This window comes from Enterococcus sp. 3G6_DIV0642, from assembly GCF_002140635.1.
Lineage (GTDB): Bacteria > Bacillota > Bacilli > Lactobacillales > Enterococcaceae > Enterococcus_D > Enterococcus_D casseliflavus.
In genome coordinates, this window is the sequence record NZ_NGLH01000001.1 from 1,387,010 (window position 1) to 1,400,638 (window position 13,629).

A 13,629-nucleotide genomic window follows, 5' to 3' on the forward strand; every position below is an offset into this window, starting at 1 on the left:
ACCCCCAAGAGTTAGACGAAACGTCTACCTATAGGAGGTCAGTACAACATTTGCACCGATGGTTTTTTAATAGTTTCTTTTTCTCAAAACAGCAATAGCCCCCGCTAGGCAGCTGATGATCAATAAGCAACTCAGCAGCAGCGCTGGCAGCAGTTCCCCTAGTTTGATTTGGTCGGTTAAGTAGTTAGGAAATTGGCTGGAAAGGGAATAAGGATTCCAGTTTGTTACTTGACTCCATAGGTTGCCTAACATGCCCATCAGATAACAGACGCCAATAAACAACAAACCTTGATAGATACTTTTAGCAAAGCTGGAACCTAGCAGCAGGATGCTGATTGCTAGTAAACCAAACAGCCAATAGCTGAACAATGCGCTAGGGACTTGAGCAGCGCTGGAATCATCGAAATAAATCATCGTATAAAAAGCACTGACACTGGCACTTAGGAGGTAACTCAAAGACCACAGAATCGTTAAATAGCCAGCTTTGGCACAGACGATCGTCGTTTTCGGTAATCCTTTCGTAATCAGCTGAATAAAGGTACCCTGATTTATTTCGGCTGACAGCGTATCGGTAAAAAGAATCACAAATACTAGCAGACCAATCGTGCCGATGTTGCTGTAAAACTGAAGCCACGCATCGATCGATGTCGGATCAGCAATCGTGATTTCAATCGATTCTGGCATCATACTGGCCATCAGATCTGGCATGATTTTGGCAGTAAAGGGAGAGAGCATACCAATCAGCGCAAACAGAATCAAACAAATCAGCAGTTTTTTGCTGCGAAGACCACCGAGAAATTCTTTCTTTAAGAAAACAAGAAACACCTTCATTTGATCACCTCCAAATAAATCGCCTCTAAAGTCGGTTCGATCCGTTGAAAGGATTCAGGTACTATCTGTTGTTCATTGAGCAATCGCAGCAACTGCTTTCCAACATTCGTGTCGGCAGTTTCGTCGATCAGTAATTGATTGTTCTTTCTTTCTGACGCAATGCCGTGGGATGCTAACAGATTGGCAAATTTCGAATGGTCACCTTCGTTGGTAAAGACAATCCCAAAGGCGGTTTTTCGATAACGGTTTTTTAAGGAATCCATCGGTTCAAACGCCTGGATCTGGCCTTTGTGCAAAATCGCAATGTAATCTGACAGCTGCTCGACATCTGCGAGAATATGGGATGAAAAAAGAACTGTCGTTTCTTCTTTGATTTTAGCCAATACATCAAGAAAGGCCTTGCGACCTAAAGGATCGAGTGCAGAGGTCGGCTCATCACAAATCAAGATAGCTGGTCGGTTGATCAATGCTTGAGCTAATCCAAGACGCTGCTTCATGCCTCGAGAAAAGCCAGCGATTTTTTGTTTCGAAGCTTCCAGGCCTACCAACGCTAAAACTTCCATCACCCGCTGAGGCTGAAAAGGTTCTTGATTGGGCTGGATCTTTCCGCAAAAAGTCAAATATTCTACAGCTGTCATAAACGAGTAAAACTGCGGTACATCTGGTAAATAGCCGATCCAGCGATTGGTCTTGGCTGAGCCGAATTGCACCACTTCGCCGCAAACGGTGATTTCGCCTTCATCAATGGGGAGCAATCCTAAAATCGCCTTCATGGTCGTTGTTTTGCCAGCACCATTTTCCCCGACAAACCCCACAACGCTGCCCTTTGGAACCGAAAAGGTTAGGTCTTGCAGCACTTGTTTGCGCCCAAAACGCTTGGATAAATGGTTGATCTCGATCATCTTCATTGTTGGCCCTCTTTTCCGAAAGCAAAATAAAGGATAGGACCGATCAGGCTAACAAAACAGGCGATGAAAAGCCAAAGAAGGCGGGAGCCGAATTTAAACTGTTCTTGTTTTAAAATATCGCGAACCGCCAAGATGATCAGGACCAATTGCAAAACAATCAAGGGGATCAGTACGGGCAAATAATCAGACATATTTTCTGGTATATTTAGTGAAAAACTATTCATGTGAGTCACTCCTTTGAGAATTAGATACTTGTTCAGCAAGATTGCTCAAGCGCTGAAACAACTCTTTAAATGGGGGTTTTTCTTGATACGGTTCAAACAAGGGTGTCAGCTGTGCTACTGCAAGAAATTGTTTTTTGACACTACCTGAGTTCCGCGGGATCTGACTGCCTAATTCTAATTCGCTGATCCACTCATCGATGCTGTTGAAATAATCGTCTCCTTTCAAAACGATTTCCTCAGGCGTGTCTGCTAATGTTTTGACATACAGTATTAATGCTTGCAGCAATAAGCTTTCCTTTCCTAAAGCCGCAAACGAAACCATCCCAGCGGCTAGAAAATTCAGTAAAGAAATAGGATGCAGCTGGGCCAGTTGGAAGCTCTCGCTGAGTGCCAGCCCACGTGCAAAGGTTTTTTCCAGTTGCTCCTCGTCTTGTGTGAGCATTGCTAAATAATTCGTTAGCAAACTCATAAAAATAATTAAGTACTGGTAAATCGCACTTTGCGTAACGAGCTCAGCTTGTTGCAACTGATTGTTTTGCTGAAATGCTGCGGCAATCAACGGTTCGCTGGGTAAAAACGAGAGAGTTTTCGTGCCAAGGATCGCCAAGACTTCTTCTGGCTTGTTTCTCATCAGAAGACAATAAGCATCGATCTGTTTCGCTTGTTGTGCCAGCTCACTGTCGCCTTGGTCCATGATGCGTTGGTACAGGGTTTCTGCTTCCTTCAAATAGGTATTTTTCTTTGCTTCCATCAAAGCGTCTTCGTAAGTTTGCCCTTTCGGGACGCCTTCTACGGGGACATCTGGCAGCAGATCCCAATGATTCAAGTAAAAGGACCCCATTTGTAATAAGAATGGATAACAAGAGTAATAGCGCTTGGTAAAACTTTGAGCAAGTGCGAGAACTTCCGTTGGTGTTTGTGTTTGAAAGGCGTCTTTTAGTAATTGGTAGATTCGCTGGATCTCTTTAGGGGATAGCTGCGAGTCCAAAATCAATAATTCATCGACGCTGCAATCAAAATACGCTGCTAATAAGGGTAGCGAGGTGATATCTGGATAAGACTGTCCCGTTTCCCATTTCGAAACGGATGCTTTGGACACATTCATAAACACTGCTAATTCTTGCTGGGTAATACCTCGTTGTTTTCTTCTCCGAGCGATTTCCTCGCCAATTGGTAAGTCCATAGTGCACCTCCGATAGGTTTGTTTGGTATACTTCTATCATAAGAGGAGAAGAGATGACTTACAATGGATTGCTAGTTAATTTTTGGTTGATTTAATTAACTAAAAGTTGATTATAAGTCGAAGTATTCCAATCTTTGGGAAAGAGATGATCGTAAATGAGAGGTAGAAAAATGAAAGTTGTAGCAGCGATCGATTCCTTCAAAGGAAGTGCCACTTCCGCAGAACTAAATCAAGCGGTCTTAAGCGGGTTTTCAGACCAGTGGGAAACACGCAGTATCCCAATCGCTGATGGGGGAGAAGGGTCAATGGCAGCAGTCATTGCTGCGCTGGGAGGCAATTACGAAACGGTTTCAGTGACCGCTCCATTAGGCGGTAAGTTGCAAGCCCGTATGTTGATCACCAAAATCAAGGAAGAAAAAATTGCCCTGATTGAATCTGCAGAAGTGATTGGGTTGCAACTCGTGGAACCTAGTGACGAGACCACCCGCAATAGCTCTTCTTTTGGTTTAGGCCAAATGGTCTTAGCAGCTTGCAGGCAAGGAGTGAAAAAAATTTACCTGACCCTTGGCGGTAGCGGCACTTCTGATGGGGGCGTAGGCTTTTTACTTGCACTAGGAGCAACCATTCAAAGAAACGAGCGGATGGAAAACAATCCTTTGCTGCAAGTAGAATCTCTGGCGCTCAGCCAGTTGAACTCTCTGCTTGCACAAATTGACCTATTTGCATTAGCCGATGTAACGAATCCCTATTTTGGCAATCAGGGATTTGCGCAGGTTTTTGGTCCGCAAAAAGGGGCATCCCAAGAAACGATCCAGCAGTTGGATCAGCAGGCAAAGCGCTTGGCTGAGCACATCAAGCGGACCACGGGGATCGATCTGGCCGTCCCTGGCGCTGGTGCGGCAGGTGGGATTGGTGGTGCTGTTCATTTGGCAGGTGGTCAATTGGTTCCAGGATTTGCGACGATCGCTTCATTGATTGGATTTGAGGAAAAAATCAAAGAAGCAGATTTGTTGATCACGGGTGAAGGACGCATCGATGGGCAAACCGCTGGGGGAAAAGTACCCTATGGTGTCGCGTTGCTCGCCCACAAACATCAGGTCCCGGTTGTTGCCATCTGCGGCTCCCGAAGCGACGATCTAGGAAAACTGCCGCAACTACTATCTGCCGTCTTTTGTATCCAGCAAGGTCCGGTTTCGTTGACAGAAGCGATGGAGAAAAAGCGAACCTTAGTGAATGCTCAACAGACTGCTCAAGCCATCGCTGGTTTTGTGGAGCAGTGGCAAAAAAAAGACTGAATAAGAAGATAACACCAAAAAAACTTCGAATTGGCTACTGCCTTTTGTACGAAGTTTTTTTGGTGTTTTTCTCTGTGCTTAAGCCAAGGTAGCTTGTGCTTCAATCTCTACTTTAAATTCAGGGGCAACCAAGCCAGCAACGATGACGAGACTCATTGCTGGTTTGTTTTCTGCCAAAATAGTTGTAAATGCCGTGCGGACAGCAGCTAAGTAGGCAGCATCTGTTAAAAAGACGGTCATTTTGACCACTGATGACCAAGTCAACTGATTGGCTGATAGAAGCTGTTCGATCTTTTTCAAAACGATGGTTGTTTGCTCTTGCGGGTCCTCAGGTGTGGCTCCGTCTTGCGACGGCGTTTGACCAGAAATGAAAAGAAAAGGTCCTTGAGCGATTTTTGTATCGGTATAGATTGCCATTTCTTTGGCTCCTTTCGTCTATCTTGCCTTTGGATGATGGGACAGATAGAAATTGATTGGGTGTGTCCTAGTTTACTTGATTCCACCTGCAAAAACAATCAACGGACGTTTTCAGTTGGTTGTGTGAACCCACGCGAGCAAGCCGCTCTTCCCCTTTAATCAAAGCACTCATTTTTTTCAGGCTCCGCTGAAATTATCGCCAGAATTTTATGGTTTCAATGTCTTATACTATGTTCAGATCAAATAAATAAACAAGGAGGAAAAAAATATGAATTGGTACAAAAACACAACAGAAGAACTATTACACACGTTGCAAACAACACGGCAGGGCCTTTCCTCCGAAGAACGCAACCAGCGTTTAGCAAAGCAAGGTGAAAATAAAATTACTGAGGCAGCGCAGATCCCCACATGGAAGAAAGTCGGCAAGCACTTTACCGACTTACTGATGTTGGTCTTGATCGTCGCAGCCGTCTTAAAAGGGATTTCTGGTGATTATATCGAAAGCGGCATTATTATGGCGGTCGTCGTCATCAATGGATTCGTCGGCTACTGGCAAGAGCGCAAAGCCCAAGAATCACTGGATGGATTGAAGCAGTTCATGGGGCAAGAAGCAACGATTTATGTTCACGGCCGCAAGAAGAAAATTGCTGTTTCTTCCTTAGTAGATGGAGATTTAGTCGTTTTAGGACCAGGAGATGTTGTACCAGCAGATATGCGCTTGATCGAAACCCATGATCTTGTGATTGAAGAGTCGATTTTAACTGGCGAATCTGAGCCTGTTCAAAAAATGACCGAGCCTATTACTCAAGAAAGTACAATTGGTGATCAGCGGAACATGGCGTTTTCTGGTACCCATGTAGAAAGCGGAACTGCCAGCGGGATCGTCGTTGAAACAGGCGACGATACACAAATCGGCCAGATCAATCAAGCAATTCAGTCTGTGAAAGCGCAAGAAACCCCGTTGATCAAAAAAATGAAGCAATTGAATCACCAAATCTTTAAAGGCATTATCGGATTAGTGATTTTCTTGATCTTCTTTACTACCTTCCGCTACGGCTTTGATCTTGATCTCTTGTTCTCATCAGGTATCGCCTTAGTGGTAGCGATGATTCCTGAGGGGTTGCCAGCCGTGCTGACCATGATTTTATCGATGGGTGTCAAGGAAATGTCTGAGGAGCAAGCAATCATCAAAACGATGCCATCAGTGGAGACACTAGGTGCCATGACGGTGATTTGTTCAGACAAAACAGGAACCTTGACCAAAAATGAAATGACGGTCGTCGATGTTTTAGTTGAGTCAAACGTGGATAAAGCAACGGTGCTTGATATCATGGCAAATTGTCAAGACTTGAAGCAAGATGAAGGACAAAAGGCTGCGGATCTCGTTGGGAACCCAACCGAAAAAGCTTTGTTACAATACGCAGAATCAGCGCAGCAACCATTGCGTAAAACAGTCGATAAGATTCCTTTTAGTTCCTCTTACAAGTACATGGCAACACGCCATCAAAATCAAGAAGAGCCGAATGCCTCGGTAGTTTTTGTCAAAGGTGCGCCCGAAGTGTTGCTTGAGAAAAGCCAACTGACTTCAGATCAAAAGCAATGGTGGTTAGATGAAAGTGCAAAATTAGCAGCGAAAGGGCAGCGGCTGATCGGCTTTGCGCATCTGACGCTGTCGGCACAGGAGTCCTTGTCCCACGAAGCACTCATCAATTTAACCTTTGTTGGGATCGCTGGCATCATTGATCCTCCGAAAGACAGTGCCATCAAAGCAGTAAAAGAGTGCTTGCAAGCGGGCATCCAAGTCAAAATGATCACAGGAGATCATGGCAAGACCGCTCAAGCTATCGGCAAGCAAATTGGATTGAAGCACACGAATCACGTGTTGGAAGGGCTGGAAATCGATCTGCTGTCTGAGGAGGAGTTGCAGCAAGCAGTCCAAAAGACAGATATCTTTGCTCGAACGACCCCAGAGCATAAATTGCGGATCGTTAGTGCTTTGCAGGCGAATGAAGAGATTGTCGGAATGACCGGCGATGGTGTAAACGATGCACCAGCGCTGAAAAAAGCCGACATTGGGATCGCTATGGGGATCAAAGGCAGTGAAGTAACCAAGCAAGCAGCCGATATGGTTTTGGCAGACGATAATTTTCATACGATCGCCAATGCCGTCCGAGTGGGTCGTCGAATCTACGATAATTTGAAGAAAACCATCAACTTCTTCTTACCAACTGCGGTTGCCCAAGGATTGATCGTTATTGCGGCACTCTTGTTGAACCGACCACTGCCACTAACACCTGTCCAAATTTTATGGGTAAATATGGTGACAACCATCACGCTTTCTTACGCACTCGGTTTTGAAAAGGCAAGTGCGGATGTCATGAATCGACCACCACGGCCAATCAAAGAAGGTATCTTATCTTGGTACAGTCTGTTCCGCATCTTCTACGTCTCGCTGTTGATCATGATTCCTTCCTACGTCTTAGCGATTCAGTTTGAAGGAACGGTCCTTCAGCAAAGCATGCTGCTGCAAAGTATCGTCTTTGCTCAAGCAGTCTACTTGTTGAACTGTCGTGAGCTGGTCAAGCCAGCCTTGAATCGCCAACTCTTTGCCAATAAAGCACTCTTAGTCTCCCTGGCACTTCTGATCGTATTGCAGGCAGCGATTTTCCTAACCCCTCTTGGGCACCAGCTTTTAGGGATCGGTTCTTTGACCTTGATGCAGCAGTTGAGTATCGCTGCTAACGGCGCACTCCTTTTCGCAGTCGTCGAAGGTGAGAAATTTATTACAAATAAGTTGCAAGGACGGCAAAAAGCCGCCCCAGTGAAACAATAAAGGCAGCTTGATGATTCTAGTGATAACTTAAATAATAGCTTTGGATGAGCTCAGTCACTTGATTGAGCTCATTTTTCGTTGGTACCATCGATAAGTAAAAAACTGGAACAGATACTTCCTCTAAAGGGAAATTTGAGAGAATAAAATCAACCTCGATTTTCGCCAACGCTTCTAGTTGACCAGGCTCGATCGCCGATAAAAGGATGCGGGCACCGAGGAAGTCATTCAATTCTTGCAGGAGATAAGCTTTCCAGGCAGGCTCACCTTGGAAAACAAAATATCCTTTTGCGCGAATGGGATTGATTTGTAAAATCGCTTGTTGGATCAGTAAGGTGGTGGTTGACCATAATGGAAAACTCATTTCCGATTGACTGGCTGTTTGCTCTTCTAAAAAGTCATGGATCGTAGCTTCGATCGATAGCGAATAGGGTTGATTTAACCGTTGGATCTCGTGAAATTCTAGCCCGAACAATTCTGAGAGCTTGGCTGACTCTTGCGATTTGATCAAAAGCAACAGTAGATTCTCAATCAGTTGTGTATCACTAGCTAAAGACAACTGCAACAAGCGGTCTAGTTTTCCAACAAAATGGGTCGTTTTCTGATAAATAGTTTGGTAGGATTCAAGGGTTGCTTGGATCGTTGCGGACCAGTCGTTATTGTAGTTCCAACTTTCTAAGAAGCAGTAGAAGCTAAAGAAGTGTTCGCTGCGTTCTAAATAAACGCCTTCTTTTTGATACAGCTGGCTTAATGGCTGTTGGAAAAGGCTATAAAGGGGATCGTCCCCCTGAAATTCAAAGGAATCGATACGGCAATTGGCTTTGATGCGGATCGTATTGATAAAAAACCAGCAGGTACCGTAGATTTGTTCCACCTCGATCTGCAGCTTGGCTTTTGCTAAGCGATCCAAGAAATGATAATAGTGGGACTCATGAATCGTATATTCCTCAAAAAAGTAATTGTTATGGGTGTATGGCAGTAACAGGCGATGAAAAAAAACACGGATGTTGATCTCACTTCCTTCAAAGCGGATCATGCGATTGGTGATCCGAATCCGCAACGAAAAATCAGTAAGGCTTTTGTTTAATTTTGTCACATGTCGTCGCAAGGTCTCATAAGATGTCCCTGTTTGGCTAAGAATATCTTGCGTACGGAGTTCGCTGGAAAAAAGCAATGCTTTCATCAAAGAAACACCGATCGATTGAGGGAAAAACGTTTCCCAGAGCTGACTCATCAACAATGGCCCATCATGGGTCAGAGCAAAGCCACTACTGGCAGCTTCGATCTGCCAACCATCAGGCAATTGTTGGCGAATATAGGTTAGATCGGAAAAAACGGTTCGCTCCGTCGTATCGATCAATTTTGCTAGTTGCTTGGCAGTGATCATTTTGTGATTCGCCAGTTGTTCCAAGAGAAGGATCTGACGTAATAAATCCTTCTCCGTAATGATTTTTTTCATCATCCCATCCATGACAAAAACTTCCTTTCCGAGTCTTGAAGGTCAAAAGAGTCACATTGACTGTTTTGATGAAAGACAACTCTTTCGTGTTCTTTTTGATTTTATACGAAAAAGGCAAGTTTTGCTATTTCCAATTCACTGGAGGATGTTTTTTTTATTAAAAAAGATGGGATCGGCAACCTTCTGAGTAACTGTCTAAAGGAATGCGTTTGTTTTATGTGTTTTAACGGTTAGAGATCTATCATATGTTCGTATTTCTTCATTCGCAAATACATAGAATAACTTTCTTTTGACAATTTTATTTTTGAGGAAAAAAGACTCTTTTTGCGAGAGGCGTAGAGTTTTCGATGGAGCGCAGAATTGATGATCCATTCAATTTCTGCTTGTTCTTCCTCGGATAATTCGACTTTTTTCTCATTGGATTGAATGAGAGAGTAAGTAAATTCTAAGCAGCTCATCTTATAAATAAAGGTGGAAAAATATAATTTGTCTATGTGCATTTAATCACCCTTTCTTACATTCGGTTCAATCATATAGAAGAATATTTCAAATAACAATTTTGTTTTTTCATGATGTTATGAAAATTTTGGATAAATGTCTATTTTTTGGCAAAATTATAGCAAAGTTTTCACTCTTTGATCTTCACGCAAGGGTTATAAAAAAACAAATATTATTTAAATAGAGTGGCAGCTATAATAAAGTACGCTGAAAGAAGTGAAGGAGATTTTTGTCCTAAAGAATGTCTTTTTATTTTGGTTAAGGCAACCCATTGTAGGTTGTTTTCTTGTATTGTCAAAAGGAGTCAAAAAAATAAAATTCGCTTTTTTCTGTTGACAGATCAGCAAAAGCCACGTAATATAGCTACCAATAACTAGTAAAGACCAAACAAAAGAGAAGTATGAGGACGTTCGTCTTGCAGAGAGCTGATGGTGGTGTAAATCAGCAGATTGACGCTTCAGAAATGGACTTTTGTGTCGAAAGGCTGAAATCAGTAGGCTTTTTTCGGGATCTCCCGTTACAGAGAACGATCGTTGATAGACGATCTAGAGAACCAATTGAGGTGGCACCGTGAGTAATCGCCCTCATGCAGACGAGTTTGTTTGCATGAGGGCTTTTTTGTTTTTCTTGCCCTTCAACCAATAGAAAAATAAACGTAAAATCAAACTAAGAGAAGTACTTGAGTCTTTTTTGGTTACAGAAAGTCGGCGGTGATGAGAGTCCGATACCAAGAAATCAAGGAAATGGCCTTAGCCGATCATTTTTTGAACCCTTTTTTGGCAGTAGGAAAATGCGGGAACTCCCGTTATAGAGGAAGACCGTTGTTAGACGGTTGATAGAGAAAAAGTTGTTTTTTTAGGCAACTTTCAATTGAGGTGGTACCGCGGTCATTCGCCCTCAAGCAGACGTTTTTATGATGTTTGCTTGAGGGCTTTTTGTTTACAAAGAAAGGAGCAGCTTATGTATCGAATGGAACGAATCAACAGCGATTGTTTGACACCTGTCTCAGTGTTTTTACGGATTCAAGGGGCGCATAAATGTTTACTAGAAAGTATTCCCAGAGAAGAAGATACGGGACGCTATTCGATCCTCACTTTTGATCCTGTTCAGAAACTGACCTTTAAAGATGGTGTTTTTCAAGTAGAGGATCTTTTGGAAAAAACGGTCAACAAGTATCCCTGTCAGGACCCTTTAAAAGAAATGGAACGGTATGTAGTCAAAAAAGAAACCACCGCTTTACCGAATCTGCCGTTGCAAAGTGGGGCGATCGGGTATGCGGGCTATGATATCGCCGCTTGCTATGAAGATATTGGACAACTGCCAACAGATGAATTGCAGGTGCCTGATATGGCCTTTTGGCTTTTTGAAACCTTTCTCGTTCTGGACCATCAAAGGGAAACCTTGACGATCATCCTTGAAAATTGCTACAGCCAAAGGGGGACCACCGAGATGAAGCAGGTACTCCAAGCGGTGCAGCAGCAATTAAGGACACCGGTCGCAGCTGAGACCCGCGGGTTATCGAATGAAAAGCTGCATTTTACAAGTAATGTTACCCAACATGCCTATGAAACGATCGTTCGTGAGGCAAAAGCCCGAATTACGGCAGGGGATATGTTTCAAGTCGTTCCTTCCCAACGTCTGCAAGCAGCATTTACGCAAGATCCTTTTGACTATTACCGAAAACTGCGAGTGACGAATCCGTCTGCCTACCTCTATTATCTTGATTTCGATCACGGATTCAAAGTGATCGGCAGTTCACCTGAAAGCTTGATTCGGGTTCAAGGAACAACGATCACCACAAATCCAATCGCTGGTACCCGCAAACGAGGGGCAACCAAAGCAGAAGACGAAGCTTTGGCGGCGGAACTATTAGCAGATGAAAAAGAACGTGCAGAGCACCAGATGCTGATCGATCTGGGGCGCAATGATTTGGGACGAATCGCTGAACATGGCACGGTTCATGTTCCTTTATACATGGTGATCGAGAAATTCCGCTATGTCATGCATATCGTTTCGGTGGTGGCTGCCAAGCGCAGAGCAGGTGTGACGGCAATGGATGCCTTGAAAGCAACCCTGCCAGCAGGCACGGTCAGCGGGGCACCAAAGATTCGCGCCATGACTCGCATCTATCAATGGGAAGCTGTTCGAAGAGGGGTCTATGCGGGAGCCGTTGGGTATTTTTCTCGAAACGATCAAGCGGATTTTGCCATCGGGATTCGGACAATGGTTTTGAAAGACGCGATCGCTTATGTCCAGGCAGGGGCGGGTGTCGTTTATGATTCTGATCCCTCATCTGAATACCACGAAACCTTACACAAAGCCAAAGCACTATTGGAGGTGTCAGCCAATGATCTTACTCGTCGATAACTATGATTCGTTTACTTACAATCTTCTCCAGCTCTGTCCAGAAGAGACGGTCGTCTTGCGAAATGATGATCCAGACCTTTTCCATGTTGCTAAAGAAGCAGATGCCATCATTTTTTCCCCGGGACCAGGCCGTCCCGCAGAGGCAGGATACATGATTCCTTTGATCAAAACATATCACAATAGCAAGCCGCTTCTAGGAATCTGCTTAGGTCATCAAGCCATTGGAGAAGCGTTTGGTGCCAAAGTGGTCCAAGCACCAGCCATTATGCACGGCAAGCAATCGAGCCTTACGTATCAGAAAAAAGGCGTATTCGAAACCTACCTAGGAGACATGACTGTCATGCGCTATCACTCGCTGGTTATTGAGCCAGCGACCCTTCCTACACAATTTGAGGTGTTGGCTGAAACAAAAGGGATCATCATGGCGATCCAGCATCGACAAAAGTCGATCGTAGGCCTTCAATTTCACCCTGAATCAATGGGGACAAACGAAGGGGCGTTTTTTATCCAACGGTTTCTTGAACTCATTCCAGAAAACTCAGCAAAAAGCAGCAAATGAAAAAGGAGGAACATTTATGCAAGCAATAAAAAAACAGCCGCCGCAACAAATCACCCAGCAGCTTTTTAATGGCCGTCATTTAAGTTATCAGGAGATGCGCCACTTTGCTCAAGGAATTTTAAGCGGGATGTTTTCAGAAAGTCAATTGGGGGCAGCGTTAGTTGCGATGAAGATCAACGGCATCACAGCTGCCGAATTGACTGCTTTAGCAGAAATTATGTTAGAGCATGCCGTGACCATTCCTTATGAAGGAGGAGACGCCATGGACAATTGCGGTACTGGCGGCGACCACTCCAATAGTTTTAATGTCTCCACTACGGCTGCTTTCGTGTTAGCAGCTGGAGGAATCACGATGGCAAAACACGGCAATCGCAGTATCTCTAGTCGTTCAGGCAGTGCCGATGTCTTAGCCTGCTTGGGGGTATCGATCCAAGCATCACCAGAAAAAATCGCTGAGCTATTAGCGACTGTCGGCATCGCGTTTCTCTTCGCTCCCTCGTTGCATCCAGGCATGAAAGCAGTGATGAAGATACGGCAAGAATTAGCGACGCCAACGATTTTTAATCTATTAGGTCCCTTGATCAATCCTGTTCCGTTGACTACGCAACTGATTGGGACATACGCAGGCGAGAGCTTGGCCGACACCGCTCAGGCGTTAGGCAGTCTTGGTCGGCAAAGAGCAATGGTGATCCATGGGTGCAACGGAATGGATGAAGCCAATTTGGCAGGTGAAACTGCGATCAGCTTTTATCAAGGAGGAGAGGTAGCCAATTTTTCTTTGGACCCACAAGCGTACGGCTTTACGCCAGCGCCAATCGAGGCGATCGTCGGCGGGGGCGCCGCTCAAAATGCGGCGATCTTAACTGCGGTGTTGAAAAATCAACCCTCCGTTTATCTAGAAACGGTGGTCTTAAATGCAGGGTTAGGCTTTTACGCTAACGGCAAAGCCACCACGCTAGCAGAAGGGTTTGCGATGGCACGGGCGTGTATCGCTTCGGGTGCCGCCTATGACAAACTGCAGGAGTTGATCCGCCAGTCAAATAGCCAATAACTACGAA

At 44.5% G+C, this 13,629-nt stretch carries 11 protein-coding genes and 2 other annotated features; of the genes, 5 read left to right on the forward strand and 6 right to left on the reverse strand.

The features are described 5' to 3' along the window. Positions 1–66 precede the first annotated feature (66 nt). Genes A5878_RS06560 through A5878_RS06575 form a run of 4 tightly spaced genes read right to left on the reverse strand, consistent with a single transcriptional unit; the run spans position 67 to position 3,146 of the window. On the reverse strand, positions 67–831 hold the full coding sequence (locus tag A5878_RS06560) for an ABC transporter permease subunit (protein ID WP_086295037.1): 765 nt from the start codon (positions 829–831) through the stop codon (positions 67–69). Beyond that, positions 828–1,739 carry an ABC transporter ATP-binding protein gene (locus A5878_RS06565; RefSeq protein ID WP_086295038.1) on the reverse strand — a complete coding sequence of 304 codons (912 nt, stop codon included), beginning with the start codon at positions 1,737–1,739 and terminating at the stop codon, positions 828–830. Before A5878_RS06565 ends, A5878_RS06560 begins: the two co-directional genes overlap by 4 nt. Then, positions 1,736–1,963, reverse strand: a complete 228-nt coding sequence (locus A5878_RS06570) for a PLDc N-terminal domain-containing protein (RefSeq protein ID WP_086295040.1) — start codon at positions 1,961–1,963, stop codon at positions 1,736–1,738. The genes A5878_RS06565 and A5878_RS06570 overlap by 4 nt, the downstream gene beginning before the upstream one ends. Continuing rightward, positions 1,956–3,146, reverse strand: coding sequence for a helix-turn-helix domain-containing protein (locus A5878_RS06575; RefSeq protein ID WP_086295042.1), 1,191 nt, complete (start codon positions 3,144–3,146; stop codon positions 1,956–1,958). Before A5878_RS06575 ends, A5878_RS06570 begins: the two co-directional genes overlap by 8 nt. A 170-nt stretch (positions 3,147–3,316) precedes the next feature. Here A5878_RS06575 and A5878_RS06580 point away from each other — a divergent pair, with 170 nt between their 5' ends. Beyond that, positions 3,317–4,441 (forward strand): glycerate kinase, encoded by a 1,125-nt coding sequence (locus A5878_RS06580; protein ID WP_086295044.1) that lies wholly within the window; start codon positions 3,317–3,319, stop codon positions 4,439–4,441. Positions 4,442–4,519: 78 nt separating this feature from the next. On the opposite strand, the gene A5878_RS06585 is transcribed toward A5878_RS06580, so the two are convergent. Beyond that, a complete protein-coding gene (locus tag A5878_RS06585; protein WP_074535663.1) occupies positions 4,520–4,858 on the reverse strand; it encodes a RidA family protein in 339 nt (112 codons plus the stop codon). A gap of 268 nt (positions 4,859–5,126) precedes the next feature. On the opposite strand from A5878_RS06585, the gene A5878_RS06590 reads away from it, so the two are divergent. After that, complete coding sequence (locus A5878_RS06590) at positions 5,127–7,691, forward strand: HAD-IC family P-type ATPase (protein ID WP_086295046.1); 2,565 nt, start codon at positions 5,127–5,129, stop codon at positions 7,689–7,691. 16 nt (positions 7,692–7,707) lie between these two features. On the opposite strand, the gene A5878_RS06595 is transcribed toward A5878_RS06590, so the two are convergent. Beyond that, positions 7,708–9,159 carry a helix-turn-helix domain-containing protein gene (locus A5878_RS06595; protein ID WP_010747967.1) on the reverse strand — a complete coding sequence of 484 codons (1,452 nt, stop codon included), beginning with the start codon at positions 9,157–9,159 and terminating at the stop codon, positions 7,708–7,710. 862 nt (positions 9,160–10,021) lie between these two features. Further along, positions 10,022–10,234 (forward strand) — a binding site (T-box leader). Positions 10,235–10,300: 66 nt separating this feature from the next. Next, positions 10,301–10,547 (forward strand) — a binding site (T-box leader). 58 nt (positions 10,548–10,605) lie between these two features. Between A5878_RS06595 and trpE the strand changes: the two genes are divergently transcribed. From trpE to trpD, 3 genes are read left to right on the forward strand one after another with little or no spacing between them, the layout of a single operon-like run. After that, a complete protein-coding gene (trpE, locus tag A5878_RS06610; protein ID WP_086295050.1) occupies positions 10,606–12,012 on the forward strand; it encodes an anthranilate synthase component I in 1,407 nt (468 codons plus the stop codon). Further along, entirely contained in the window at positions 11,993–12,571 is a 579-nt protein-coding gene (locus tag A5878_RS06615) for an aminodeoxychorismate/anthranilate synthase component II (RefSeq protein WP_086295052.1), read from the forward strand. Before trpE ends, A5878_RS06615 begins: the two co-directional genes overlap by 20 nt. A 16-nt stretch (positions 12,572–12,587) precedes the next feature. After that, entirely contained in the window at positions 12,588–13,622 is a 1,035-nt protein-coding gene (gene trpD, locus A5878_RS06620; protein WP_086295054.1) for an anthranilate phosphoribosyltransferase, read from the forward strand. Positions 13,623–13,629 lie beyond the last annotated feature (7 nt).